This window comes from Salinibacterium sp. dk2585, from assembly GCF_008001035.1.
In the GTDB taxonomy this organism is placed as follows: domain Bacteria; phylum Actinomycetota; class Actinomycetes; order Actinomycetales; family Microbacteriaceae; genus Homoserinimonas.
The window spans coordinates 2184514-2210709 of the sequence record NZ_CP042856.1; the positions used below are offsets into that span (position 1 = coordinate 2184514).

General features: G+C 67.9%; 28 protein-coding genes. 14 read left to right on the forward strand and 14 right to left on the reverse strand.

What is annotated here, in order from left to right:
- Positions 1-16 precede the first annotated feature (16 nt).
- Both FVA74_RS10235 and FVA74_RS10240 read left to right on the forward strand, forming a co-directional pair.
- Complete coding sequence (locus tag FVA74_RS10235; protein ID WP_168220108.1) at positions 17-1867, forward strand: glycerophosphoryl diester phosphodiesterase membrane domain-containing protein; 1851 nt, start codon at positions 17-19, stop codon at positions 1865-1867.
- Positions 1868-1899: 32 nt separating this feature from the next.
- Entirely contained in the window at positions 1900-2262 is a 363-nt protein-coding gene (locus FVA74_RS10240) for a hypothetical protein (RefSeq protein ID WP_147722139.1), read from the forward strand.
- Here the strand turns inward: FVA74_RS10240 and FVA74_RS10245 are convergent.
- Positions 2259-2507, reverse strand: coding sequence for a toxin-antitoxin system YwqK family antitoxin (locus FVA74_RS10245; protein ID WP_147722141.1), 249 nt, complete (start codon positions 2505-2507; stop codon positions 2259-2261). The genes FVA74_RS10240 and FVA74_RS10245 overlap by 4 nt on opposite strands.
- A gap of 66 nt (positions 2508-2573) precedes the next feature.
- On the opposite strand from FVA74_RS10245, the gene FVA74_RS10250 reads away from it, so the two are divergent.
- Complete coding sequence (locus FVA74_RS10250; RefSeq protein WP_147722143.1) at positions 2574-3176, forward strand: 1-acyl-sn-glycerol-3-phosphate acyltransferase; 603 nt, start codon at positions 2574-2576, stop codon at positions 3174-3176.
- Between the two features lie 72 nt (positions 3177-3248).
- Here the strand turns inward: FVA74_RS10250 and FVA74_RS10255 are convergent, their stop codons facing one another.
- Complete coding sequence (locus FVA74_RS10255) at positions 3249-4130, reverse strand: AraC family transcriptional regulator (protein WP_147722145.1); 882 nt, start codon at positions 4128-4130, stop codon at positions 3249-3251.
- A gap of 195 nt (positions 4131-4325) precedes the next feature.
- On the opposite strand from FVA74_RS10255, the gene FVA74_RS10260 reads away from it, so the two are divergent.
- Positions 4326-5033, forward strand: a complete 708-nt coding sequence (locus FVA74_RS10260; protein ID WP_240792212.1) for a polysaccharide deacetylase family protein — start codon at positions 4326-4328, stop codon at positions 5031-5033.
- A gap of 12 nt (positions 5034-5045) precedes the next feature.
- Here the strand turns inward: FVA74_RS10260 and FVA74_RS10265 are convergent, their stop codons facing one another.
- The gene (locus tag FVA74_RS10265) at positions 5046-5399 is read right to left on the reverse strand and encodes a DUF1801 domain-containing protein (protein ID WP_147722149.1); all 354 of its coding nucleotides are present in this window, start codon (positions 5397-5399) and stop codon (positions 5046-5048) included.
- Between the two features lie 260 nt (positions 5400-5659).
- Between FVA74_RS10265 and FVA74_RS10270 the strand changes: the two genes are divergently transcribed.
- Positions 5660-6163, forward strand: coding sequence for a tetratricopeptide repeat protein (locus FVA74_RS10270; protein WP_147722151.1), 504 nt, complete (start codon positions 5660-5662; stop codon positions 6161-6163).
- An 86-nt stretch (positions 6164-6249) separates the two neighbouring features.
- On the opposite strand, the gene FVA74_RS10275 is transcribed toward FVA74_RS10270, so the two are convergent.
- Positions 6250-6918 (reverse strand): TetR/AcrR family transcriptional regulator, encoded by a 669-nt coding sequence (locus FVA74_RS10275; protein ID WP_240792213.1) that lies wholly within the window; start codon positions 6916-6918, stop codon positions 6250-6252.
- Positions 6919-6986: 68 nt separating this feature from the next.
- On the opposite strand from FVA74_RS10275, the gene FVA74_RS10280 reads away from it, so the two are divergent.
- A complete protein-coding gene (locus FVA74_RS10280; protein WP_147722153.1) occupies positions 6987-7637 on the forward strand; it encodes a DUF4386 domain-containing protein in 651 nt (216 codons plus the stop codon).
- A 1-nt stretch (position 7638) separates the two neighbouring features.
- Here FVA74_RS10280 and ychF read toward each other — a convergent pair whose 3' ends face one another.
- Complete coding sequence (gene ychF / locus FVA74_RS10285) at positions 7639-8715, reverse strand: redox-regulated ATPase YchF (protein WP_147722155.1); 1077 nt, start codon at positions 8713-8715, stop codon at positions 7639-7641.
- Between the two features lie 27 nt (positions 8716-8742).
- Complete coding sequence (locus tag FVA74_RS10290) at positions 8743-9135, reverse strand: hypothetical protein (RefSeq protein ID WP_147722157.1); 393 nt, start codon at positions 9133-9135, stop codon at positions 8743-8745.
- Between the two features lie 85 nt (positions 9136-9220).
- Here FVA74_RS10290 and FVA74_RS10295 point away from each other — a divergent pair, with 85 nt between their 5' ends.
- Positions 9221-9823 (forward strand): exonuclease domain-containing protein, encoded by a 603-nt coding sequence (locus tag FVA74_RS10295; protein WP_147722159.1) that lies wholly within the window; start codon positions 9221-9223, stop codon positions 9821-9823.
- Between the two features lie 20 nt (positions 9824-9843).
- Here FVA74_RS10295 and FVA74_RS10300 read toward each other — a convergent pair whose 3' ends face one another.
- Entirely contained in the window at positions 9844-10122 is a 279-nt protein-coding gene (locus FVA74_RS10300; RefSeq protein ID WP_168220109.1) for a DUF2470 domain-containing protein, read from the reverse strand.
- 70 nt (positions 10123-10192) lie between these two features.
- On the opposite strand from FVA74_RS10300, the gene rmuC reads away from it, so the two are divergent.
- Positions 10193-11674, forward strand: a complete 1482-nt coding sequence (rmuC, locus tag FVA74_RS10305; RefSeq protein ID WP_147722163.1) for a DNA recombination protein RmuC — start codon at positions 10193-10195, stop codon at positions 11672-11674.
- 1323 nt (positions 11675-12997) lie between these two features.
- Here rmuC and glpX read toward each other — a convergent pair.
- Positions 12998-13966, reverse strand: coding sequence for a class II fructose-bisphosphatase (gene glpX / locus FVA74_RS10310; protein ID WP_147723182.1), 969 nt, complete (start codon positions 13964-13966; stop codon positions 12998-13000).
- Between the two features lie 236 nt (positions 13967-14202).
- Here glpX and fbaA point away from each other — a divergent pair, with 236 nt between their 5' ends.
- Positions 14203-15228, forward strand: coding sequence for a class II fructose-bisphosphate aldolase (gene fbaA / locus FVA74_RS10315; protein ID WP_147722165.1), 1026 nt, complete (start codon positions 14203-14205; stop codon positions 15226-15228).
- A gap of 73 nt (positions 15229-15301) precedes the next feature.
- On the opposite strand, the gene FVA74_RS10320 is transcribed toward fbaA, so the two are convergent.
- From FVA74_RS10320 to FVA74_RS10335, 4 genes are all read right to left on the reverse strand, one after another.
- Positions 15302-16447 carry a hypothetical protein gene (locus FVA74_RS10320; protein ID WP_147722167.1) on the reverse strand — a complete coding sequence of 382 codons (1146 nt, stop codon included), beginning with the start codon at positions 16445-16447 and terminating at the stop codon, positions 15302-15304.
- Positions 16444-17625: a sensor histidine kinase gene (locus FVA74_RS10325; protein ID WP_147722169.1), complete on the reverse strand. Its 1182-nt coding sequence runs from the start codon at positions 17623-17625 to the stop codon at positions 16444-16446. Before FVA74_RS10325 ends, FVA74_RS10320 begins: the two co-directional genes overlap by 4 nt.
- An 84-nt stretch (positions 17626-17709) precedes the next feature.
- Positions 17710-18303, reverse strand: coding sequence for a DUF6264 family protein (locus FVA74_RS10330; RefSeq protein WP_147722172.1), 594 nt, complete (start codon positions 18301-18303; stop codon positions 17710-17712).
- A complete protein-coding gene (locus tag FVA74_RS10335) occupies positions 18300-19388 on the reverse strand; it encodes a 4-hydroxy-3-methylbut-2-enyl diphosphate reductase (RefSeq protein WP_147722175.1) in 1089 nt (362 codons plus the stop codon). Before FVA74_RS10335 ends, FVA74_RS10330 begins: the two co-directional genes overlap by 4 nt.
- A gap of 82 nt (positions 19389-19470) precedes the next feature.
- Between FVA74_RS10335 and xseA the strand changes: the two genes are divergently transcribed.
- From xseA to FVA74_RS10360, 5 genes are all read left to right on the forward strand, one after another.
- Positions 19471-20703 (forward strand): exodeoxyribonuclease VII large subunit, encoded by a 1233-nt coding sequence (gene xseA / locus FVA74_RS10340; protein WP_147722177.1) that lies wholly within the window; start codon positions 19471-19473, stop codon positions 20701-20703.
- A 9-nt stretch (positions 20704-20712) separates the two neighbouring features.
- Complete coding sequence (locus tag FVA74_RS10345) at positions 20713-20928, forward strand: exodeoxyribonuclease VII small subunit (RefSeq protein WP_147722179.1); 216 nt, start codon at positions 20713-20715, stop codon at positions 20926-20928.
- 3 nt (positions 20929-20931) lie between these two features.
- Entirely contained in the window at positions 20932-21660 is a 729-nt protein-coding gene (locus tag FVA74_RS10350; RefSeq protein WP_147722181.1) for a DUF4245 domain-containing protein, read from the forward strand.
- Positions 21657-22292: a carbonic anhydrase gene (locus FVA74_RS10355; protein ID WP_147722183.1), complete on the forward strand. Its 636-nt coding sequence runs from the start codon at positions 21657-21659 to the stop codon at positions 22290-22292. Before FVA74_RS10350 ends, FVA74_RS10355 begins: the two co-directional genes overlap by 4 nt.
- Positions 22293-22363: 71 nt before the next feature.
- The gene (locus FVA74_RS10360; RefSeq protein WP_147722185.1) at positions 22364-23767 is read left to right on the forward strand and encodes an aspartate ammonia-lyase; all 1404 of its coding nucleotides are present in this window, start codon (positions 22364-22366) and stop codon (positions 23765-23767) included.
- A gap of 114 nt (positions 23768-23881) precedes the next feature.
- Here FVA74_RS10360 and FVA74_RS10365 read toward each other — a convergent pair whose 3' ends face one another.
- Both FVA74_RS10365 and FVA74_RS10370 read right to left on the reverse strand, forming a co-directional pair.
- The gene (locus tag FVA74_RS10365; RefSeq protein WP_147722187.1) at positions 23882-24646 is read right to left on the reverse strand and encodes a hypothetical protein; all 765 of its coding nucleotides are present in this window, start codon (positions 24644-24646) and stop codon (positions 23882-23884) included.
- A 59-nt stretch (positions 24647-24705) separates the two neighbouring features.
- A complete protein-coding gene (locus tag FVA74_RS10370; RefSeq protein WP_240792362.1) occupies positions 24706-26037 on the reverse strand; it encodes a PhoH family protein in 1332 nt (443 codons plus the stop codon).
- Between the last annotated feature and the right edge of the window lie 159 nt (positions 26038-26196).

Here is a 26196-nt window from a genome sequence, read left to right on the forward strand (position 1 = left end):
CCCGGAGGCCACACCCTTGAACGCCACCGCGCCCGCGCGCACTGAGTTCGGACGGCAGGGGTTCATCGGCCAAGCGCGCCGGTTGCTGCTCGCCGGATTCGCCACCCTGGGTGCCGGCGGCGCTGCCCTGCTCGCCGTTTACGCGGGAAGTCAACTCCTCGTCGCCCTCCTCGTCGCGCCGCTCGTGGGCTGGGTGTTCCAGGAGGCGATCGCCGCGGCGGGCGTCACCGTCCTCAGCGCGGATGGGATCGCGGCGCTCCTCGGTACTCCCCTGTCGCTGTGGGGCATCCTCGCCACGCTCGCGATCGCATGGCTCGGCATCGCGCTGCAGGTCATCGTCATCACGGTCGCGGTGCGCCAGGTGCGGGCCGGGAGCGGCGTGGCGCCCGCAGCACTCCTCACCGAGACGCTCTCGACACTGCGCCGGCTCTTCCGGCTGAGCTCCCTGCCCCTCTTCTTCTACTTCTTCGTGTTCGCACCCCTCGCCGGGGGCGGCTTCCTGTCGGCACTCAGCCAAGGGGTCGCGATCCCCTCGTTCATCACCGACGAGATCGTCAAGTCGCCGGCGGGCCTCGCAGGGTACGCCGCCTTCGTGCTGGCGATGGTGTTCCTCGCGACCCGGTTCGCGTTGACCATTCCCCTCTTCACGGCCGCCGAGGTCACCGGTGCCGGCGCGATGCGCTGGAGCTGGCGCCTCACCCGCGGGCGGCGAGCCTCCGTATGGGCGCTCGCAACCCTCGTCGCCGTGAGCGGCCTGGCCATCCTGCTCGCGACATCCGCGATCGTCCTCGCGCCGACCGCCATCGCGGATGCCGTGTGGCCGCCCGCCTCACCGGTGGTCGCCGGCATCAGCCTCGCCATCGCCGAGCTCGTCGGCATCGTGGTCGTGAGCGCCATGGGGGTCGTCGTCATCGGCGCGATGTGCGAGCTGCTCGACTCCGCGCGGCTCGAGGCACCACCACTGCGCCCCTACGTCGAGCGACGCGCGCGCCCTCGTCGACGTGGAGCGCAGCTCGGCGTCGCGGCAGCTGCTGTCGTTGTCGTTGCGGCACTCTCGGCCGTCAACGTGCCGGTGCTGCAGGCCGTCGACCGGGCACCGTCGGCTTTCGTGCTCGCGCACCGCGGCTTCACCCCCGGGGGCGTCGAGAACACCATCTCGTCATTGGATGCGGCGCACGCCGTCGGCATCGAGGCGATCGAGATGGATGTCATGCAGACGAAGGACGGAGGGTTCATCGTCATGCACGACAGCACCCTCGGCCGACTGGCAGACATGGACGTCGCGGTGAAGGACCTCACCTTCGACGAAGCGACCGCGATCGAGGTGCACGACATCAAGGGCCGAACCGACCGCATCCCCTCGCTCGAGGAATACGTCACGCGCGCCGACGAACTGGGCCAGAAGCTGCTCGTCGAGATCAAGCTGAGCGGTGCCGAGACGCCCGATCACGTTGAACGGCTCGTGGCGGAGTTAGAACACCTGGGAGTGCTCGGAGACCACCTGTACCACTCGCTCGACCCCGCCAGCGTCGAGACCCTCAAGCGGCTGCGACCGACACTCACGGTCGGCCTCACGATCGCATTCGCGACGGCGCGGGCCCCGCAGACATCCGCTGACTTCATCGTCGTCGAGAGCGCGACACTGTCACCCGAACTGATTGCCGATGCCCGCACCCAGGGGCTCGGTGTCTTCACCTGGACCGTCAACAAGCTCGACGTCGCGCGCGCCCAGCTTCGCGACGGGGTCGACGGCATCATCACCGACCACCCCCTCGAGGTCATGGCCGACCGCGACCGGATGGAGGCGGAGACCGGCTTCGCCGGCGTGCTCCGGGATGCCATCGAACGCTTCGTGCTCGTCTTCTGACATCGACCGCCCGCCCATCCAAGGAGCACCACATGACTGTCAATGACGACGCCCAGGCCACCCCGCCGGGAAACGCATCGCGCCTTGCCGACGTGCTCGGCAGCATCCTGCTTCTCGTGTTGGCGGTGGGCCTCGCCGTCCCGTTGAGCTTCGCGGGGCTCTTCCTCGCGATGTCGGCCGACGGATGCAGCACCGGCTGCGCCATCTGGCTGTTCGAGTTCTTCTGGCTCTGGTCGCTCGTGTCGCCGTTCGTCGTCGCGATCGCGACGATCGCCTGGACGGTCGTGCGGCTCATCAAGCGCCGCCGGGCGTGGCGTATCGCGTTGCTCGGCCTTCCCGCGGTCTTCATCGTGTGGGTGATCGCACCCATCGTCATCTTCGCGATGATGAACTAGGCGCCACCCCGGGCGGTCACCTTGTAGGGCTTGCCCTCCTGGTCGTAGGTGATCCACTCGCCGACCGCCTCGCCCGCGTCGAAATGGCCGGAGCGCTTGAGGGTGCCGTCCAGGCGGTACCACTCCCAGTACCCGACGGGCTTGCCGTCTTCGACCTTGCCCTTCGACCAGCGCGTGATCCCGTTGGCGTGGTACTTGATCAGGTACCCGTCGATGAACTCTGACTTCTTTTGTGCTGCGGCCATGTGCTCACGCTAGGGGCGCGCGTTCCCGGCGTCCAGCGGGACCTTGCGCTCCAATAATCTGAATCCATGTTCCTCCGTCGCCTCGCCGCGCGTGCATTCTGGGCGGTCAGCGGGTGGCGCCTCGCGTCCGAACCCGCACCCGAGCGCCCCACCGTGCTGATCGGCGCACCCCACACCTCCAACTGGGACTTCGTCTTCATGCTCGCGATCGCGTGGCGTCTCGACATGCACTTCCGCTGGTTGGGCAAGAAGAGTCTCTTCCGCGGATTGGCCGGGCCAATCATGCGGGGCCTCGGCGGCATTCCGGTCGACCGGGATGCACCCAGCGCCGTCGTCTCCGAGGTCGTGGAGCGCATCCGGGCCGGGGAGGTCTTCGGGCTCGTCGTCACCCCCGACGGCACCCGCACGGGCCACACCCACTGGAAGTCGGGCTTCTACCGCATCGCGCGCGAGGCCGAGATGCCCGTCACGCTCGGCTTCGTCGACCGCACCACGAAGACGTCGGGCCTTGGACCGACCATCGAGTTGACGGGGAGTGTCTCGAACGACATGGACCGCATCCGCGCGTTCTACGCCGACAAGGCTGGCGTGCGGCCGGAGCACCGCGTCGAGCCACGGCTTCGTGAGGAGACTGGTGGGGAGTCGCAGACCCAGGATCCCCTCGAATGACTGCTCTTCGGGCAAATGATCGCGCCGCGGCACAGTCATCTGCCCGGAATCCAGTCATCCGTGCCGCGAGGCTCACACCAACGGCGACGCTTCGCGCTCGATGGGGAACCACAGTTCGCACGTCGCAGTGCTGAAATCCGGGGCACGATCGAGCACCGAGACGATCGACGGACCGGGGCGCAGCCTCCACGGGTTCGACGGGAACCACTCGGTCGCCGACGCCGCATAGGCCTCCTGAAGCGCCGCGGGATGCGGACCTGCGGTGCGGAACACGACCCACATGCCGGCATCCGCCTCGATCACATCGAGGCCCTCGGGAACGTGAGCATCAGCATCGATCGCGACGCCGTGCAGGTACGTCAGTTCGCTGCCCTCGGCGTAGTCGGGGTCGATGTCGGCGCTGACCTGCAGCAGTCCGGACGGCTCGGTACCGCTCAGCTGCTTGAGTCGTTCATGTTCGGATGCCGGCAGCGACGCGATGTGCTCCTGGATGTGCGGGTTGACACCCTCGTAGATCAGCGGCACACGCACGGCGTGGCCGATCAGGCGGAAGTTTGGTCGCTCGGCGATGCGGGCATCCATTGGGCTGTTCCCTTCGACGGTCAGGCGGAACCTGAGTTGCGGTTGGCTGCGAAGGGGACCGCCGGCGCGCCGGACATCACCGTGGCTCACGCCGTGCACGGCACGGAACGCCCGGCCGAATGCCTCGACGGAGCCGTACCCGTAGCGCACGGCGATCGTGAGCAGATCCTCGTCGCCGAGCACGTCAGCGGCCGCGACGGTCATGCGCCGACGCCGCACATACTCCGACACCGGCAGCCCCGCCAGCGACGAGAACATGCGGCGCGCGTGGTAGCCCGTCGTGCCCATCGATACGGCGAGCGCGTCGACGTCGAGTTCGTCGCCGAGGTGCTGCTCGATCTCGTCGACGATCCGGTTGAGGATTCCGATCATGGTCGCTCCCTTCGCCCTCCACCCTCGTCGATACCGGATGCCTCGGCCCGACTTCTCGAGTCCAGTTCGGTCGGATCGCGGAAAGAGCTATCGCATCACGGCGATGAACAGCCAGAATGCCGGAGTGGCCTCCAGTATCCCCGCAGCCCTCATACGACCATGAGCATGTCCCGACGGAAATGGCGAATACTCGCCGTGACGTTCTCGACACTCGTCGTAGCGGTGCTCGGCGTCGGCTACGCGACGTACCGCCTCATCCCGTCTCGCACGACGCAGCTCGCTGGCGAACTCGTGCACCGCGTGGATACCAACGACCGAGTCGTGGCGCTGACCTTCGACGACGGGCCCACTGAGGCGGATGCCGCTGCCGTGCTCGACGCACTCGCGGAACGCGGCGTGCTCGCCACCTTCTACCTCAACGGCCGGGAGATCGTAGCGAATCCGGATGCCGTGCAACGGATCATCGCGGACGGTCACGAGATCGGCAACCACACCTGGAGTCACCGCTCGATGACGTTCGTGACGTTCGACACCGTGGCAGACGAGGTCGAGTCCACAGACAGCGCGATCCGCGCCGCCGGCTACAAGGGCCCCGTCACCTTCCGCCCGCCCTTCGGCAACAAGCTGCTGACCCTGCCCCTTTACCTGGCCCGGCATGACCGACTCACCGTCACCTGGGATGTCTCGACCGAGGACTTTTCGGGAGCCGAACAAAGCAGCGCGGACATCGTGGACGGCATCGTCGCGACGACCAGGCCGGGTTCGATCATCCTGCTGCACCCGTGGTTCGGTCGGACCGCCTCGCAGGAGGCGATCGGTGAGGTCATCGACCGCCTCCTGGCTGAGGGCTACCGCTTCGTCACGGTGTCAGAGCTCCTCGAGCGGCGCTCCGCACAGCGCTGAACCCGCCGTCGTCTAGTCGAGCACGGAGCGGATGATCTCCGCTATGCGCTTCTCGGTCGCCTCGTCAACGGCCTCGAAGTACCACGCCGCCGGCATCAAGCCGCCCTCGGCTCCGCCTGCCGCCCGGAACGGCGCCTTCTCGGTCAGCGCGAGATTCAGGCGTTCGTCGTTGCGCAACGTCACGAGTGCGGGCGTGCTCGCGGACGCGGCGTACGCGGGCATCCCGTACCAGATCCGCGGCTTGAGCTCGGGGGCCGCGGCCACGATGATGTCGTGCACCCGTTGCACGACCGAACGCCTCGGCTCGTCCATACTCGCGATCTTGTCGAGCACCTGCGCGAGGTTCTTCTCATCCTTCGATGACATGTCTTGTCCTTTCGCGGGCCGATGCCAGGCATCGGTGCAATGAAGTCGGCGCGTGTGCGCCGCACCCCATCCGGACATGTCCTGAGTTGCTCAGGCCTCTCCGCGATGATTCACGTGATCCGTCACGTGGAAGCGCTTCGGTGGCGTGCCACCGCAGGCAGTTTAACCGGCGTATGGCCGGAGCGCACCCTGGTGTCCGGATGCTTCGTCCCGGCCGTCCGCTCCAACGATCAGGATCGCTGCCTGACACACTGGGTCGCATGACCTCAGAGATCGACCGGTGGGAAGCATCCGTGGCAGAACTCTGGAACCGGTTCGACTCGCTCGACAGCGAGGACGGGGTCGCGGCCATGCGGGAGTTGACCGACGCATGCCCGGCGGCTGATGGCCGCGCGGCGTTCGAACTCGCGGGCATGTACGACTCGATGGGATTTGAAGCAGAAGCCGGCGCGGAGTACGAGCGAGCGCTCGAACTCGGTCTCGACGAAGCTCGGCACGCCCAACTTGCGGTGCAGTACGGATCGACGCTGCGGAACCTCGGACGCCTCGACGAGGCGATCGCCATCCTGAGTGCGGCCCCCACGCATGAGTCGACGGGGTCCGCTCCGCGGGTCGTGTTGGCCTTGGCCCTCCACAGCGTCGGCCGCAAGGACGAAGCTCTCCGGGTCGCCATCGAAGCGCAGATCGACACGTTGCCCCGCTACCAGCGCTCGATGCGCAACTATGCCGCCGCGCTCACTGACCCTGCCAGCTCAGACGCTTGAACTCCCCGGAGGTCCGCTGCGCGGCGCGGTAGCTCGGCCATTATCCCGACCGAGCGATGCCGAGATAACCCCTTCGCAGACCGTCGTCAGCGGACGGAGCTCCATCCCTCTTCATGCAATCTCGCGAACCCGTCGATCAGAAGATCCAGCGCGAAGGCGAACTCGGCGTCGTCGTCGCACCCCGCACCCGCGTGTGGGGTGCTCGTCGCCATCCTCACGATCGCCGGATAGGCAGCCGCGAACTCCGTCATGGCCCGCGCGCGCAGATCCGGATCCGCCGGGATGGCAGGGGTGGGCAGCACGTCCCGAGTGATTCCCCACATCCGTGTGCTCAGCGCGTGCATCGCGTGATGCACGAGGTCTGCCGACAGGCCGCCGTCGAACATGATCGCCATGAGGGAGTCCATGTAGGCCAGCACTGTGGGACTCGCCGCCGCCCGCGTCTCGATCGCGGCTTGCGCCCACGGATGCGCATCCATGACCGCACGGGCCGAGCGGATGCGAGCACGCAGCGCTTGCTGCCAGGGAAGTCCGTCAGCGGGGACGGCGATGCTCGCCACGAGCCTGTCGAGCATCCCGTCGATAAGCTCCTCGCGGTTCGCGACGTGCTTGTACAGCGCCATCGCGGTGACCCCGAGCGCGTCCGCCACCCGCCGCATGCTGGTGGCCTCGAGACCGACCTCGTCCGCCAGCGCGGCCGCGGCATGCAGCACCCGCTCACGATCGAGCGGTCGACGGATCCCGGGACTTGACACGTCTACAGCGTATACCTATGGTGTGAACGCGTCGGTTTACGGCGTATACCATCGACCTGAGGATCTCCATGACCCGCCGCTTCCGCACCTACGCTCGCACCGCTGGCATCCTGTATCTCGTCACGCACGTCACCTCGATCGCGGCAGTCGCAGCGTTCGCCGCAAATGAACTTGCGCTGGGGGTCGCCCTCGAGCTGGTGCTCGCCAGCGGTTGCCTCGGCACCGGCATCCTCCTCTGGCTGCTGCTGCGCTCCGTCGGGCCGGCGCGCGCGGCAACCTTCGCCGGACTGCGCGCGCTGGAAGCATCCGTCATCGCCGCGGGCACCCTTCCGATGCTCGCGCTGCTCTGGATGACCGCACCCGCACCCATCGCGACGTCCTTCGCGGCACTCCACACCGCCGCGTTCCTCGTCGGTCAGGGCCTCGTCATCAGCGTGAACACGGTCGTGCTGGGGTGGCTGCTGCTCGAGGCCCGTGTCGTTCCCCGCGCGCTCGCCGCGCTCGGCATCGCTGGCGGCGCACTGGTGCTGGCGAGCAACTCAGCACAGCTGTTCGACCTGATCCCGCAGGGCGGAACGCTCGCCGGACTGTGCGCTGTGCCCATCTTTGCGTTCGAGATCTGGTTCGCGATCTACCTCATCGCGGTGGGCCTGCGACCTCGCAGCGTAGCCCCCTCCCTCGACGCAACAGCCGTCGCAGTTGAGACCGCAGCGCCGTGAGCTACACGTTGAAGCGGAACTCCACCACGTCGCCGTCCTGCATGACGTAGTCCTTGCCCTCCATGCGCGCCTTGCCCTTCGCGCGAGCCTCGGCGACGGAGCCGCACTCCATGAGGTCGTCGAAGGAGATGACCTCCGCCTTGATGAAGCCCTTCTCGAAGTCCGAGTGGATGACACCGGCCGCCTGGGGTGCCTTGGCGCCCTTGGGAATTGTCCAGGCGCGGGTCTCCTTCGGACCAGCCGTGAGGTAGGTCTGGAGTCCGAGCGTGTCGAAGCCGATGCGGGCCAGCTGGTCGAGGCCGGACTCCTCCTGGCCCGTGCTGGCGAGGAGTTCTGCGGCATCCGCTTCGTCCAGCTCGATGAGCTCGGACTCGAGCTTGGCGTCGAGGAAGACCGCCTTCGCGGGCGCCACCAGCGCAGCCAACTCGTCGAGCTTCGCCTTGTCACCCAGGATGCCCTCGTCGACATTGAACACGTAGATGAAGGGCTTGGATGTCAGCAGCCCCAGTTCGCGGATCGGCGTGAGGTCGAGCTTCTCATTCGACGAGAGCGGCTTGCCCTCGTTCAGCCACGCGAGCGCAGCCTGCGCCGTCTCGAGCACGATGGGCTCGGTGCGCTTGGTCTTGACCTCTTTCGTGTAGCGCTCGATCGCCTTCTCGAGCGTCTGCATGTCCGCGAGGATCAGCTCGGTGTTGATGGTCTCCATGTCGCTCGCCGGGTTCACCGCACCATCGACGTGCACCACGTCGGAGTCGCTGAAGGCGCGCACGACCTGGGCTATGGCATCCGCCTCACGGATGTTCGCGAGGAACTTGTTGCCGAGCCCCTCGCCCTCGCTGGCACCCTTGACGATGCCGGCGATGTCGACAAAGGTCACTGGTGCGGGCAGGATGCGCTCGCTGCCAAACACCTCGGCGAGCTTCGCGAGGCGGTCGTCGGGCAGCTGCACGATGCCCTCGTTCGGCTCGATCGTTGCGAAGGGGTAGTTCGCGGCGAGCACCGAGTTCTTGGTCAGGGCATTGAAGAGGGTCGACTTGCCCACGTTGGGGAGTCCGACGATTGCGATAGTGAGAGCCACGGGAGTCAAGGCTACCGTGGGCGGCTGTCAGGGCCGCACGTCGAGATTCGGGTGGAGCCGATCCCAGCCCTCGCGCTCAGGCGCACCATCGGGCACGAACCTCATGCCGCCTAGGCCTGCACTGTAGAGCTCACCGAGGCCGTCCTCCTGCATGCAGCCACCAACCCACTCTTCGACACTGTGCGCGATGATGCAGACCTCGCGCGAGTTCGCGGTCGAGCGGGCCGCAAAGTACGAGACGCCGTCCCGCTCCCCCAGCAGCCGCACTGTGTCGAGGTCGTATCCCTCCGCTTCGACATTCGTTGGGAGCGTGTCGCTCGCGTCGCGGGCCTCTTCGAAGAGCGCGGGCCCGGTCGAGCAGCCGACGAGCACTCCGGATGCCGCGAGCGCAAGCAGCGCAGCAGTGATGCCTCGTCGCATACGACCTCCCCTGACGATTTCTCGCAACCCTAGTGCGCGGCCTGCCGTGAACGCCAGCGTCGGAGGCCCGTGAGACGATCGGAACGTGCCACTGGATTTCACCGCCATCGACTTCGAGACCGCCAACTCATCGAGCGCGAGCGCCTGCTCTGTCGGACTCGTGAAGGTGCGCGACGGCCGCGTCGTCGACAAGGCCTCCTGGTACATCAAGCCACCGCTCGGATACGACGCCTTCCTCGAATGGAACACCCGCATCCACGGCATCGTCGCCTCAGACTGCGCCGAAGCGCTGGGATGGGCCGAACAGCTCCCCGACCTCGTCGAGTTCGCCGACGGCGACCACCTCGTCGCCCACAACGCCGGCTTCGACATGGGCGTCATCAAGGCCGCGTGCGAGGCGACCTTCGTCACGACCCCGACCTTTGACTACCTGTGCAGCCTCCAGGTCGCCCGCAAGACCTACCACCTCGACTCCTACCGACTGCCGGTCGCGGCGATGGCGGCGGGCTTCGAGGACTTCCGCCACCACGACGCACTCGCGGATGCCGAGGCGTGCGCGGCCATCATGATCCACGCGGCCGAGCGGCACGAGGCATCCGATGTCAGCCACCTCGCCACGATCGCCGGCACCCGCATTAAGAGCTTCGGGGTGGTCGTCGACGACCACGCCCCCATGGTGCTCGGCTAGGGCTAGTGCTCGACTAGGAACTACTCCCCCGTCACCGCTGTCTCGAACAGGCGGAACAACTCCGCCCTCACCTCGTCGCGGAACTTCAGGGGTCGCGACCACGGCACCTCGACATCGTCGACACCGTCGGGCGTTGTCACCGTGAACACGGCGCGGTGCTCATCGAAGGTGGCCATGATGGCCGACTCCGCGGTGGGCGAGTTGCCGTGCACCTGCGCGATGAGCAGCGTCGTATCGGGCTGGCTCGAGTTCATGTAGCTCGTGATTGCCTGCACCACGTCGTCGGAGAAGATGCTCATGACCACAATGGTGGCACGGCTACGGGCGGTTCGTCCCAGCAATGTCGGAGGCCCCTGACAGACTTTTTTCATGGACCCTCTCGCACTGCTCATCGGCCTCATCGTCGGCGTCGCCCTCGGCGCGGTGGTCGGCGTGCTGGTCATGCGCGGGCGCGGCGCCGGGCAGACGTCCGGCGAAGACCCGAAGGTCATGGAGGCACGACACCAGCTCGCCCTGGGTGAACTGCGCGCGCAGGAGCAGGCCGTGCAGGCGCGACTCTCGAGCCAACTCGCGGGCGTGCAGGCGACAGCGGATGCGCTGCGCGAGCAGATGGCCACGATGCGGGCGCAGCACGCCGAACAGGTGTCCACGCTGCAATCACAGCACCGCGAGATGATCGAGCGCCAGCGCAGCGAGGCACAGGCACAGGCGGAGCGCGAGCGCGCCGAGAGCAAGGTCCTGCAGGCGCTGACCCCCGTGCAGGAGAGCCTTCGCACGATGCAGGCCAAGGTCACGGAGCTCGAACGCGAACGCAGCACGCAGTACGGCTCGATCGCAGAGCAGCTCAAGCAGGCCCAGATGTCTGATGAGCAACTCCGCGTCACGACCGAACAGCTGGCATCCGCGCTCCGCTCCAACAGCACGCGTGGCGTGTGGGGCGAGACTCAGCTGCAGCGCATCGTCGAATCGGCCGGGCTGACCCAGTACGTCGACTTCACCACGCAGCACAGTGTGTCGACGGATGCCGGTGCCGGGCGTCCCGACATGGTCGTGCGCCTGCCAGGCAACAAGTCCATCGCGATCGACTCCAAGGTGCCCCTCGAGCACTACATCGAGGCGAGCCAGATCCCTCTCTCCGCCATCGGCGAAGAGGCTGCCCGCCGCACGAAGCTCATCGAGCAGCACGTCAAGGCGGTGCGCTCACACGTCGACGCGCTCGCCAAGAAGACCTACTGGGAGGGCCTCGACGCGAGCCCCGAGTTCGTGATCGCCTTCATCCCGAGCGAATCGCTGCTCTCCTCCGCACTCGAGGCCGACCCGGCCCTGCTGGAGTACGCCTTCGGCAAGCGCGTCGCCCTCGCCTCCCCCGTCAACCTGTGGGCGGTACTCAAGACGGTCGCCTTCACCTGGCAGCAGCAGGCCGTCTCCGATGAGGCCAAGAAGCTGTTCGACCTCGGCAACACCCTCTATCAGCGTCTCGGCACCCTCGCAGGGCACGCCGAATCAATGCGCAAGGCGATCGAGCGAACCGTCGACAGCTACAACAAGTTCGCGAGCTCGCTCGAAACCCGGGTGCTCGTCACCGCGCGCCAGTTCCCCGGTATCGACGAGACCAAGCTCGACCTCGTCGCCGAACCGCAGGCCATCCACAGCGCGCCACAGAAGCTCACGGCCGGCGAACTCGACGCGCCTGCCGAAGGCCACTCCGCAAACGAACTCACGACGAACGAAATCGATGTCCGGGGTGCGGTCGACGCCGCGGCCGACAACGGACACAGCGACGGGAGGCTCGATCTGAGCGAATTCGACAGCGAGTTCGAGACCCCGGAGCCGGCTGACCGCCGCATCTGACCGGGCGCACAGCGCTGGGTGAGTTAGCCAAGGCGACGTGGTCGCCCCGACGGTAGACCCGCCTCCGACAGGATGCGGTGCAACCCCGTCGGTGGATACAGGTCACGCGCCTCCCAGCGGCTGAACGCTCGAACCTGTCGACGGATCCTGTTCTCGCGCCGCTTCTCATCCAGCACCACCTGCGCCTCCGTCCGACCATTTCGCAGAGCCGGATCCAAGTACTTGCTCGCACCATCGAATTCGCCCACACGGGAGAACTCCGGCCACGCGAAGTCCACTTCCCGATCTGGCCCTCATGGTCCCAGAACGACTGCTGAAGCACCGGCTCCGGGAACCCAAGCGCGTGATCTGTACGCGGCTATGTGACTCCTCAACAGAATCAGAACGATCCGTCGCGAACTCCGCGGCAGCGAACGCCCTCCGCCAGCCCCTCGACCCTTCGGTTACGGCCACCCTCTCCTGCACCTCGTCTTTGGTCGTGAGGCGGCCGTGCTCGCGCCTCCGGTGCAATGCCGAGTCGATGCACGCCACCGCATCCGCGAACCTGAGTTGCCGAGCAAGATCCACCACCGTCTGCGCGGACGAGGTGAGGAGCATCCCCTGATGCTCCACGACCTCGACATCCGCGACATTGCGGCCGTGTCGCCGAATCCTTCCCGAAGAGCGCCCACCCGTCGAGCGTTCGATTGTCACGTCGACCGTGTGGGGCCACAGCGACAGCATCCGGATGCCCCAGACCGCGGCAGCAGCCCGATGCGAGAAGACAGCGTCCGCGCCGATTCGTTCCGCGGTCGCCAGCACTCGCAGACGGTGCTGCCCCATACCGTCGACCTGGGCCCAGACGCCTCGCGAAACGAATATCCCAGGCACAACCCGGACGAGATCACCATCAGACACTGCGCGGCGCAGCCGACGATCCGTGGAACCGAGATCGATGACAGTACTGCGGCGCACGAAGTCCGGTGTGCAAGCGTTCACCCAGTGATGGTCGCTGAGTGCACCAAGCAACAAGACGACGTGCCCGCCAGCCGTGGACAGCTCGGTGCGGGCGACCTGTGCAGGAACCGCGGCGCGCTCGGGACCGACAGTGTCACGAGCGTTCGCCGAGGTCTCCGACCGCCCATCAGACGAAATCCGCGAGCGCTACACCGTTTGGCTCAGCGCTACAGAAAAAGCTGTAGCGCGAGGCGAAAACTGTAGCGCCCCGAGAGACCAGGCACAGCTGGCGCGGAGGACACCCGTCGCAGCAGGCGCAGCAGGCACACCAGGCGCAGCGGGCCAATCGCACACAGCGGGCGCAGCGCGCGCCGCCACCGCGTCAGCTCAGTCGTCGAGCCACTTCGAGACGAGGTGGTCCGCCACCACGCGGCGAATCGTGCCGGAGCGGGCACGCAGCACGACACTCTCCGTGCGGATGATCGGGCCCTTGCGCTGCACGCCCGACACCAGTTCACCATTCGTGACACCTGTCGCGACGAAGAAGGTGTTGTCGCCGCGGACAAGCTCGTCGGCCTCATAGACGTAGTCGAACTTGAGGCCAGCGTCGATGCCCCGCTGGCGTTCCTCATCGGTGGTGGGAGCAAGTCGGCCCTGGATGAAGCCGCCCAGCGCCTTGATGGCGGCCGCGGTTGCGACACCCTCGGGGCTGCCACCAATGCCCACACACATGTCGATGCGGCTCTCGTAGCGGGCCGCGTTGATGCCGCCAGCGACATCCCCATCCAGCATGAGGCGGGTGCCGGCGCCAGCGGCCCGGATCTCGTCGATCAGTTCAGCGTGGCGCGGCCGGTCGAGCACCGCGACGCGAAGGGATCCCACGTCTTTGCCGAGCGCCTTCGCGAGCGCCCGCACGTTCTCGCCCATGGGCTTGCGGATGTCCACAACTCCGATGCCTGCGGCACCCGTGACGATCTTCTCCATGTAGAAGACGGATGAGGCGTCCAGCATCGTGCCCCGGTCGGAGACGGCGATCATCGAGATCGCGTTCTGGCGCCCGGCAGCGGTCAGCGAGGTGCCATCGATCGGGTCGACCGCGATGTCGCACGCGGGGCCGTTGCCGTTGCCGACGACCTCGCCGTTGAAGAGCATGGGCGCCTCGTCCTTCTCGCCCTCACCGATCACGACGGTGCCCTCGAAGTCGACCGTGCCGAGGAACTTGCGCATCGCGTCGACCGCCGCGCCGTCGGCGCCAAGCTTGTCGCCGCGGCCGATCCAGGGGTAGGCCCGGATGGCTGCCGCCTCTGTGGCCCGCACCAACTCCATGGCCAGGTTGCGGTCGGGGTGGGCGATCATGCTGTCAGAGTCGGTGGTCACCGGTGATCCTTCGCTCGGCGGGCTCCAATGGAGGGGCTGAAAGGCCAGAGTCATCCTACCGAGCACTCTCCGCCCTCCCGACCGCGAGCAGCAGCGTCGCACCTCGTGCAACGGCGCACTCCCCCGGGAGGGGGATGCTGGCTAGACTTTGAGCGGTTCGGCCAGTCCTTGCGAGAACGCAGGCCGAGACATCCCGTTGTCGTGAAGGAGAAGCTATGCCCATCGCCACCCCCGACCAGTACGCCGAGATGCTCGACCGGGCCAAGAAGGGCGGCTTCGCCTACCCGGCCTTCAACGTCTCGTCGTCGCAGACGGTCAACGCCGTGCTGCAGGGCCTCACCGAGGCGGGCTCGGATGGCATCATCCAGGTGTCGACGGGTGGCGCTGACTACTGGGCCGGCCAGAGCGTCAAGGCACGGGCATCCGGAGCGCTCGCTTTCGCGGCCTTCACGCGCGAGGTCGCCAAGAACTACCCCATCACGGTCGCTCTCCACACCGACCACTGCCCGAAGGATGCACTCGACGGCTTCGTCATGCCGCTCATCGAGGCGAGCGAGGAGTCGGTCAAGGGTGGCGGCGAGCCGATCTTCCAGTCGCACATGTGGGATGGCTCGGCCGTTCCGCTCGATGAGAACCTGGAGATCGCGAAGCAGCTGCTCCCCCGCATGAAGAACATCAACTCGATCCTCGAGGTCGAGATTGGTGTCGTCGGCGGCGAGGAAGACGGTGTCAGCCACGACATCAACGAGCACCTCTACACGACGCTCGACGACGCGATCGCGACGGTCGAGGCGCTCGGCTTCGGCGAGCAGGGCCGCTACATGGCCGCCCTCACCTTTGGCAACGTGCATGGCGTCTACAAGCCCGGCAACGTCAAGCTCAAGCCGGAACTGCTGCGCGAGATCCAGGATGGCCTGAGCGCGAAGTACGGCAAGGACGCTCTCCCGCTCGACCTCGTCTTCCACGGCGGCTCGGGTTCGACGGAGCAGGAGATCGCGACGGCGGTGGCGAACGGCGTCATCAAGATGAACATCGACACCGACACGCAGTATGCCTTCAGCCGCTCGGTCGCCGACACGGTGCTGAAGAACTACGACGGCTTTCTGAAGGTCGACGGCGAGGTGGGCAACAAGAAGGTCTACGACCCGCGCTCGTGGGGCAAGAAGGCCGAGTCGGCCATGGCCGCCCGCGTCGTCGAGGGTGCCACGCAGCTGGGCTCGGCCGGCAAGTCGCAGTCCTGAGGTTCGGCGGCGCTCGCTTCTTCAGCGCCGAACCCCTGAGCATGGGCCCCGCGGAGCGATCTGCGGGGCCCTCTCAGTCTCCGTACTCGTCGGCCGGGGGTAGCTTGAATCGCATTCGCAACTGCTCCCCCACGGCCCATTCGAGGTCGTCGACGGATGCCTTGAGCGAGATGAAATAGGGCGCAAGCATCATGACCCGGCGCCCCTCGGGCAGCGTGATGTTCATGCTGAACGCGACCGCGGTCGTGCCGTCGTCGAGTGAGCGCAGCTCGATCCTGAGCGCCTCGCCCGCGAGCACGGGCGACTCGAGCGCCGCCGAGATGAGGGTGTGGATGGCGGAGCGTTGCGAGCGCGTCATGCGGTTCGCCGCGCCATCCGGGTCCTCGACCGAGAGGCGCTCGTGCTGGGGGATCGTCTCGAGCCAGCTTCGGTTCACGACCTCGACGAGGTCGGCACGGATGCCGGCGGCGAGGGATGCGGCATCCGCTCGTTCCTTGGCGCTGACGCGGGCGCCGTCGGCGACCCGTTGCAGGAGGGCGAGCACGTCGTCACCGATCGCGACGGGGGTGCCGTGCTGCTGCAGGCGACTCACGAAGGACGAGGGCCGCTCTGCGGTCTCTTCACGGTCGTAGGGAAGTGCGCGCCACCGGGTGACGGCCGCGACGACGAGCCCGGAGAAGGCGGCACCGGCGACGCCGACGTGGAAGGGCAGGCTCGACCCCGCGATGAAGGCGCTCCACTCCCCAATCTCAGACGTGTCGAAGGCCCAGCGCGACGCGAGCCCCGCGATGACCGCGCCGATGAGCCCGAGGCCGCCGACCACGAGACCGGGCAGGTAGGGCACGAGCGCCAACATGACGGTCGCGAGGCCGAGCGGGCCGGTCCACTCGCCGAGCGGAACGCTGCTACCGCGGTGGCCGAACGCCGAGACCAGCATGCTCGCCACGCCGAGCGCCATGGGCAGGGCCGCCTGCCCGGGGCGCACGAGAGGGCGGTGCGGCTGCGCGGCCCGCTGCACCACGAGACATCCAAGCACCGACAGGGTTGTCGCGAGGAGGGTCGCGAACGGCGAGACGCCCTGCGGCGCGATCATGATCGCGACCAGGAAGCCGCCAGCGGCCGTCGCCAGCACGGCGATGAGCGGAAGGTTGAAGGCGAGGATCCAGGTGAGGGGGTCTGCCTTCTGCGGCGACGTCCTGAGCGTGGAGGTGAAGGTCACGAGAATGCCCCCATCGTCTCGGTCACCGGCAGTGAGATCACGACCGAGGTGCCGGCGCCGGGAGACGACCACAGCGTGACGCTGCCGCCCTGGTCCTCGATTCGCCTGACGATCGCCATGCGGATGCCCAGGCGATCGTCTGCGATCAACTCCGGGTCGAAGCCGTGGCCGTCGTCGACGACCATGACCGTGAGGCGGTCGGTGCCGTGGTCGATGAACACCTCCGCCGTCGCGCGACCGGAGTGCTGGAGCGCGTTGTCGAGCGCGGCCCGCATGGCGCCGAGGAGCGCTTCGCGGTCGTCGGGCGCGAGGGAATCGATCATGTAGCTGTTCCCGCCCACGTCGACCGAGAGCCCACTCCACTGGAACTCGCGGATGATCCCGTAGAAGTCGCTCTCTGGCAGCTGCTCGGGGGCATCCGCATCGATGGGCGAGCGCCAGGCGCGGATCTCGTCGAGGTCGCGTCGCAGCCGCGCCCGGTCGTAGTCCGTGAGGGAGAGCGGCCCGTGCGCGATCAGCGCGAGGTCACGCAGCACGGTCTCGTGCACGACGACGGCGGCGCGGCGCTCGCGCTGCCGTTCATATTCCTCGCGCTCCACCTCGGCGGCGATCGGTTCGGTGTCGACGAGCTGCTGCTGCGTGCGATCGCTGAACCACATGAGGAGGTAGGTGGAGAAGTACAGGAGACCGATCAGAAGCGCGTATGTGTCGGGCTCGATGGGCATGCCGACACGCAGCTGGGCGCCGATGACTGCGACCTGGGCGAGGAGTGTTCCCGCGAGACTCCACACGGCGCCGCCGAGCGCGCCGCCCGCTGCCGCTCCCGTGAGGGCGATCGCCGTGCCTATCGTGCCCACGAGCACGATCCGGCTGGGATCGATCTCGAGCCGCTCCATCTCGAGCACGTAGCCGACGATCGCGGCCGAGCCGACCGCGAGGTAGGCCGTAGCCGTCAGCCACCCCGGCCACAGCGCGAGCACCGCGAGCATGGCGCCCGCGCAGACGATGGCGAGGAAGGGCGTGAGCATGAGCTCGGGGCTGCCCTCCCGCAGGAAGTACTCGGCCGTCACGACCCCGTGCTCGACGAGCACGACCGCCGCGAGCACCCAGCTCGCGCGTGTGGCTGCCTGCAGACGGATGCCCGCCGCGATGGAACGCGGCGGTACACGGAGGGGCATGAGGTGAGGCTATGCGCCCATTCGATGACCGGCAACGTCCCTAAACGCGGGGCGAAGCTCCCTGCGCACGCAGGGCCACGCGCGTCACGCCTGCAGCGACACGCTCTCGACGTAACGCATGAATGCGGGGTCTACGATGATGGCGGCGAGCCAGAGCGCGCTGACGAGAAGCACCGCAAGCACGCCAGCGACGAGCGGGATCCACCACGATGCCCTGCCGCGGCGCACCGCCGCGACCGAGAGCCACAGGGTGAGCACCCACAGCAGCAACTGGGCGATGATCGCGATGATGCCGAAAGCGCGGGCAGCAGTGAACGAGGTGTATGCGTCGAGCCCCTGGGCCCCGAATGCCGTCGCCAGCCCATCGCCGAGGCCGAGCAGGCTCGGGATGCTCAGGAGCGTGCAGGCGAGTCCGAACACGAGGAGCATGGTGGTCGCCATGCGGTTGCCGGCGCCCTTGTCGGAGGCTGCGGGTGCTGGCGCTGCCGGGCGCTCGACTGCGGGCGCTGTTGCGGCGGGAGCCGTGGCATCCGTCGCCTGTTCTTCCACGCGCGGGCGCGTCAGGGAGGCAAGGTGGCGCTCGTACTCCTCGAGCGTCATGCCCCGGGCCTTCGCGACCTGCTCCGGCGTCGCGTACTCGCCGTACTCGGGGCGCGGGCGATCTGCCGCTGCCGTCACTGCATCTGCCAGTCGAGCTTGCGGCGGCCGCCAAGGCCGCGGGAGTCGGGTTGGCCGCTGGCGTCGCGGCGGAGTTCCTTGGGAAGGGAGAACATGAGGTCCTCCTCGGCGGTGACGACCTGCTCGACCTCGCGGTAGCCGGCGTCGGCGAGGTCGATCAGCACCTGCTGCACGAGCACCTCGGGCACGGATGCCCCGGAGGTCACGCCGACCGTCTCGACGCCGTCGAGCCATTCCTGGCGGATCTCGCTCGCGTAGTCCACGCGGTAGGCGGCCTTGGCGCCGTACTCGAGCGCGACCTCGACGAGGCGCACACTGTTGGAGCTGTTGGCCGAGCCGACGACGATGACGAGGTCAGCATCCGCAGCGACCTTGCGCACCGCGACCTGACGGTTCTGCGTGGCGTAACAGATGTCGTCGCTCGGCGGGTCCTGCAGGTGGGGGAAGCGCTCGCGGAGGAGGCGCACGGTCTCCATCGTCTCGTCGACGCTCAGCGTGGTCTGCGAGAGCCACACGAGCTTGTCAGTGTCTGGCACCTCCACCGTCGCGACCTCGGCGGGGCTGTTGACGAGGGTCGTGCGCTCGGGAGCGTGACCCATCGTGCCCTCGACCTCCTCGTGGCCCGCGTGGCCGATGAGGAGGATGTGGAAGTCATCGCGGGAGAAGCGGGTCGCCTCGCGATGCACCTTGGTGACGAGCGGGCAGGTGGCATCGATCGCCTGCAGGCCGCGGTCAGCGGCGCCCTTGACAACGGCGGGTGAGACGCCGTGGGCGCTGAAGACGAGGTGTGAGCCGGTGGGCACCTGGTCGACCTCGTCGACGAAGATCGCACCCTGCTTCTCGAGGGTCGAGACGACGTGCACGTTGTGGACGATCTGCTTGCGCACGTAGACGGGAGCACCGAAGTTCTCGAGCGCCTTCTCGACCGCCACGACGGCTCGGTCGACCCCGGCACAGTAGCCGCGCGGCGCGGCGAGGATGACCCTCTTCTGGCCGACGACGGGCTCATCGCGCAGACGCTCGCGGCGCTCGGGGATGACAGGGGCCGCGAGACTCGCCAGGCTTCCGTTGCTGATCGTGCTCACACGCCCAGTCTAGGCCGGGCTGCCTGCCCGAACGCTGGGCAGCGCGACCCGTGAGGTCGGGGGTGTCCCGTAGCCTGATGGCATGACGAGCGACGCCCTCCCGACCGTGGACTCCCCGTGGCCCGTGAGCGTGCTCTCGAGCAAGATCCGCGGCTGGATCGAGCGGCTCGGCGCCGTGTGGGTCGAGGGCGAGATCACGCAGTGGGGCATCTCCGGCGGCAATGTGTACGGCAAGCTCAAGGACCTCGAGGCCGACGCGACCGTGAGCTTCGCCGTGTGGTCATCCGTGAAGGCGAAGATCCCGGCCGACCTCAAGCAGGGCGACCACGTCGTCGCGCTGGTCAAGCCCAACTACTGGGTCAAAGGCGGCACCCTCACGATGCAGGTGCTCGACATGCGTCACGTGGGCCTCGGCGACCTCCTCGAGCGCCTGGAACGACTCCGGCAGGCACTCCGCGCCGAAGGACTCTTCGACCCGGCACGCAAGAAGCCCCTGCCGTTCCTCCCCGGCACGGTCGGCCTCGTCACGGGCAAGGATTCGGATGCCGAGAAGGACGTGCTGCGCAATGCCCAGCTGCGGTGGCCGGCCGTGGAGTTCCGCGTCGCGCACGCAGCCGTGCAGGGCGAGCGGGCCGTGAACGAGGTGATCGCCGCCATCCGTCGACTCGACGCCGACCCGGAGGTCGACGTCATCATCGTCGCCCGCGGCGGCGGCGACTTCCAGAACCTCCTCGTCTTCAGCGACGAGCAACTCGTGCGCACCGCGGCGGCCGCGACGACCCCCATCGTGAGCGCGATCGGCCACGAGAACGACAGGCCCCTGCTTGATGATGTCGCCGACCTCCGGGCATCGACGCCGACGGATGCCGCCAAGCGAGTGGTGCCGGATGTCGCGGAGGAGATCAGTCGCGTGCAGCAGGCCCGAGCGCGCATCGGGATGCGACTCACCTCTCTCCTGTCGACCGAGGCGGATCGCCTCGAGCAGTTCCGCAGCCGGCCCGTGCTCGCCTCCCCCTCTTGGATCGTCGACACGAGGGCCGACGAGCTCTCGCGTTGGACGGGTCGGGCGCATGAGCTCCTCGAACTGCGCATCGAGCGCTCCCGCGCCTCGGTCGGCGAGCTCCGCTCGCAGCTGCGCGCGCTCTCCCCCAAGGCCACGCTCGAGCGCGGCTACGCGATCGCGCAACTGCCCGACGGCGCGGTGCTTCGGGATGCCGCGGATGCTCCCCCCGGAACCTCCCTCCTCCTCACCCTCTCCTCGGGGTCGCTCACGGCCGAAACCACGCAGGCCGGGGCAACAGGTGCCGAACGGTAGGATTGTGTCGTGACAGAGAACCCCTCCCCCGACGTCTCCGAGCTCAGCTATGAGCAGGCGCGCGACGAACTCGTGCGTGTCGTCGCCGAACTGGAGCAGGGGTCCTCGACCCTCGAGCAGTCGCTCGCCCTCTGGGAGCGTGGCGAAGCGCTCGCGGCACGGTGCGAGGAATGGCTCATCGGCGCACGCGCCCGGCTGGACGCCGCCCGCGCGACGGCGGAATAGCCCGTGGCACGCAACAGCGGCGGCGAGTCCTCCGGCCCGCAGGCGCCCATCGTTGCCGAGTTGGGCCGCCCAGAGACTCCCGAGGAGACGGCGGCTCGCAAGGCCGCATCGTCACAGCGATATCGGGAGAGCAAGACGAGCATCAACCTGCTCGTCGCCCTCTTCGCATCGCTCGCCCTCGTGCTCGTCACCGTCATGATCGTCGTGCGTCCCGCCCCGCCTCCCGCCGATCCCGTCGACTACTCCGAGATCGCGTCCCAAGTGCAGGCAGACCTCGGTGAGGTCGTCGCCAACCCCGAGCTGGGCAGCGACTGGGTCGCCAATGCCGCTCGTGTCTCGAAGGGCGCTGACGGCATCTCCCGCTGGTACATCGGCTTCGTGACTCCCGAGGCGGATTTCGCGGCCGTCACGCAGGGCATCGATGCGAACCCAACCTGGCTCGCCGCGACGCTTGAGGGCGGCTTCGCGACGGGAACCGCGACGATCGCCGGACAGGACTGGGACATCTACGACCGGCGAGACGGCGATGACATCGGCAACTTCGCCTACGCCATGGCGACCGTCGTCGGCACGAGCACGATCGTGCTCCACGGCACGGCGAGCGACGAGGAGTTCGCGGAACTGGCCGCGGCCGTCACCGCGTCCATGACATCCGACAGCACGATTTCGTCCGACAGCACGACTTCGTCCGACAGCACGACTTCGTCCGACAGCACAGAGGAGACCCAATGACGGATGCGCCACTCAAGACTCCCGCTGAAGCCTGGCAGGAGATGGTGCGCGGCAACGAACGCTTCGTCGCCGGCACGCCGCGGCATCCGCGCCAGGATGTCGACCGAAGGCACGAGCTCGTGGGGGCACAGAAGCCGAGCGTCGCGCTCTTCGGATGCAGTGACTCGCGCCTCGCCGCCGAGATCATCTTCGACAAGGGACTCGGCGACCTCTTCGTCGTGCGCAACGCGGGCCAGATCATCTCCGACTCCGTGATCGGCACGCTCGAGTACGCCGTCGCAATGCTGCACGTTCCGCTCATCGTCGTGCTTGGCCACGACGAGTGCGGTGCCGTCCGCGCTGCGATCGACTCGCAGGAGACGCGCGCACCCATGCTGCCGCCCCACATTCACCACCTCGTCGAGCGCATCACCCCCGCCGTGCTGCGGGTGCGCCGCAGCGTCGAAGCCGGCACGCGCCCCGATGCGACCGAGGTCGGCCGCGAACACCTGCGCGACACCGTGCGACAGTTGCTCGAATCATCGGAGCTCATCAGTGACGCTGTCGCCGCCGGTACGCTGGCTGTCGTGGGCGCGAACTACCGCCTCGCCGAGGGAACTGCCGTGCCCGACGTCATGGTCGGTCAGGTCTGAGTTCCTCAGCCATGCCTCCGCGGCAGCTCCGCCGCACTCCCACCACCTGAACAGAAAGAGATGACAGCGCCGTGACATCAGAGCCTGAGTTCCGCATCGAGCACGACACGATGGGCGAGGTGCGCGTGCCCGTCAACGCCCTCTACCGCGCCCAGACCCAGCGCGCCGTCGAGAACTTTCCGATCTCGGGCAAGGGCCTCGAGTCGGCGCAGATCGCCGCCCTCGCGCGCATCAAGAAGTCCGCGGCCGTCGCCAACAAGGAGCTCGGCGTGCTCGACGCCGGCATCGCAGACGCGATCGTCGCCGCAGCCGACGAGGTCATCACTGGCCAGCACGACGAGCACTTCCCCGTCGACACCTACCAGACCGGCTCCGGTACCTCGTCGAACATGAACATGAACGAGGTGCTCGCGACCCTCGCAACGCGCCACCTCGGCGCCGACGTGCACCCCAACGACCACGTCAATGCCTCGCAGTCGTCGAACGACGTCTTCCCGACCTCGGTGCACGTCGCCGTGACGCAGGCCCTCATCGAGGACCTGGTGCCCGCGCTCGACTACCTCGCGGTCGCGCTCGAGGAGAAGGCCGAGCTGTGGAAGACCGCCGTCAAGGCCGGCCGCACGCACCTCATGGATGCCACGCCCGTGACGCTCGGCCAGGAGTTCGGCGGCTACGCGCGCCAGATCCGCCTCGGCATCGAGCGCGTCCAGGCCGCGCTTCCCCGCGTTGCAGAGGTGCCGCTCGGTGGCACGGCTGTCGGCACGGGCATCAACACGCCCGCCGGCTTCCCCCAGAAGGTCATCGCGCTCCTCGCAGCCGAGACGGGCCTGCCGATCGTCGAGGCGAAGGACCACTTCGAGGCGCAGGCCAACCGCGACGGCCTCGTCGAGGCATCCGGTGCCCTCCGCACGATCGCGGTCTCGCTGACCAAGATCAACAACGACCTGCGCTGGATGGGCTCTGGCCCCAACACGGGCCTCGGCGAGCTGCACATCCCCGACCTGCAGCCCGGCTCCTCGATCATGCCCGGCAAGGTCAACCCTGTCGTGCCGGAGGCCGTGCTCATGGTCGCCGCGCGCGTCATCGGCAACGACGCGACTGTTGCGTGGGCGGGAGCATCCGGGTCCTTCGAGCTCAACGTCGCCATCCCGGTCATGGGCACGGCGCTGCTCGAGTCGGTGCGCCTGCTCGCGAATGCATCACGCGTGCTCGCGGACAAGACCATCAAGGGCCTTGAGGCGAACCTCGAGCGCACCTCGGCGCTCGCGGGCATGTCGCCCTCGATCGTCACCCCGCTCAACAAGTTCATCGGCTACGAGAACGCCGCGAAGATCGCGAAGCACTCCGTTGCCAAGGGCATCACGGTGCGCGAGGCCGTCGTTGAGCTCGGCTACCTCGAGCGCGGGGAACTCACGGAGGAGCAGCTCGACAAGGCGCTCGACGTGCTCGCGATGACGGTGCCGCCGACGGCATAGTCGCAACACCCAGCACGCGATCAACGCGGGTCGGCCACTGGCCGGCCCGCGTTGTCTCGTCAGGGGCAGTGTGCCCGGCAGCACCCCGAAGGCGCGTGCCTCGAACCGCGCGCGTCAGCGAGGTTCGATGACGGGCACGCGACGCACCTCAGTGCCGTCGAGCGTCTGTACCACCCGCTCGCCGAGCGGCTCGGTGAGGTCGATCGGAATCAGCAGCGACGGCCCGACCGTGGAACCGCCGGCGCAGAAATCGTGGCTGACAGCATCCCCACCGACGGGCGACGCGATGGCCGAGGAGATCGAGACCTGCACGACCTCCGCCGTCTCGATGACGACGGCCTCGACGGGGGCACACTGCGGCTTGACCCGCACATTGAGCACGAGTTCGGCGCTGTCGAGCGCCGCGAAATCGCCCGTCGGCTCGCGCCCGATCAGGGCCTCGCTCGCGCCGGGGACGTCGTAGGTGTCGAGATAGACGAGGTAGCGGGGCTGGTGCCTCGTGTTGTCGAAGGGCTGGTAGCCGAGGATCGGTTGCGAGGCGAAACTCGGGTTCGCGACATCCGCCGACTGCACGACGCGGTCGACGACGACGGGCGACGGCGCGGTGCCCCACATCTGCTGTAGGGCCGTCTTGGGCGGTTCGGGGGCGGGCAGCGAGTCGATGAAGCTCATGACCGCGACGACGGCGATAGTCAGGAACGTGCCGACGCCGAGGCCGGAGAGGATGCGGTGGAACGCGTAGGCGGTCGCGCCCGGCTCGCTCGCGTCTGGGTTCCTGCGGAGCCATGACCCGAGCACGCGCCACTGGGTGCGCGGTGAGATGAGTCCCCACAGGAAGAAGACCGCGAGGAGCGCCGCCGCGAAGACCAGAAAACTCACATGACGACTCTACGTCGTGCCGGGGCGGCGTCGGCTCGGCCACCCCGGCCATCCGTCGATCAGGAGAGCTCGTTGGACTCCAGCATGTCGGTGACGAGGGCCGCGATTGCGCTGCGCTCCGACCGCGTGAGGGTGATGTGCCCGAAGAGGGCGTGCCCCTTGAGCGCCTCGATGACGGATGCCACCCCGTCGTGCCGACCGACGCGCAGATTGTCGCGCTGGGCGACATCATGCGTGAGCACGACGCGCGAGTTCTGCCCGATGCGGCTGAGGACCGTGAGGAGCACGTTGCGCTCGAGCGACTGCGCCTCGTCGACGATCACGAAGGCGTCGTGGAGCGAGCGGCCCCGGATGTGCGTGAGCGGCAGCACCTCCAGCAAGCCCCGGTCGATGACCTCGTCAAGCACATTCTGCGAGACGACGGAACCGAGCGTGTCGAAGACCGCCTGCGCCCAGGGGTTCATCTTCTCGGCCGCGTCGCCCGGCAGGTAGCCGAGTTCCTGGCCGCCGACCGCGTAGAGCGGGCGGAACACCATGATCTTGCGGTGCTGCTGCTTCTCGAGCACGGCCTCGAGGCCGGCGCACAGGGCGAGCGCCGACTTGCCCGTGCCCGCGCTGCCTCCAAGCGAGACGATGCCGACCTCGGGGTCGAGCAGCAGGTCGATCGCGAACCGCTGTTCAGCCGAGCGGCCGTGGAGGCCGAACACCTCGCGGTCACCCCGCACGAGACGCACCTCACCGCGTGCGGTCACACGCCCGAGGGCGGAGCCCCGGTCGGAGTGGATGACGAGCCCCGTGTTGATCGCGAGGTCGCCCGCGGCACGGGTCGAGAGCTGTTCCTGGTCGTAGAGTGTCGCCATTTGCTCGCTTGAGAGGTCGAGCTCGGCCATGCCCGACCATCCGGAGTCCACCGCCATCTCGGCGCGGTACTCCTCGGCAGCGAGGCCGATGGAGGCCGCCTTGACGCGCATCGGGAGGTCCTTCGACACGACCGTGACGGCGAGGCCCTCCGCCGCGAGGTTCATGGCGACGGCGAGGATGCGCGAGTCGTTGTCGCCCAGTTTCAAGCCGGAGGGCAGTGCCTCCATGCTCGAGTGATTGAGCTCGACACGGAGCGAGCCCCCATTGCCGACCGCGATGGGAAAGTCGAGTCGCTCGTGCTTGACGCGCAGCTCGTCGAGGTTACGAAGCGCCTGGCGCGCGAAGTACCCGATCTCGGGGTCGTGACGCTTGGCCTCGAGCTCCGAGATGACCACGACGGGGAGGACGACAGCGTGCTCCGCGAAGCGGAAGACCGCGCGGGGATCCGAGAGCAGCACCGAGGTATCGAGCACGTAGGTGCGCTCCGCCTGCTGCACGGTGACAGACGGCGAGGCCGCCGGCGCCTGGATCGGATTCGACTGCTCTGCCTTTGACTGGGCCACATTCGCTCCATTCCCGAGCGCTAGGCGCTCGGTTTCTCAACGAAACGGCCGTGCCCGCTCTGGTCGGGCGAACTCGAAACGAACTTGCGTGGCCGTCTCGATCAGGCGCCATACCTGATGACTCTG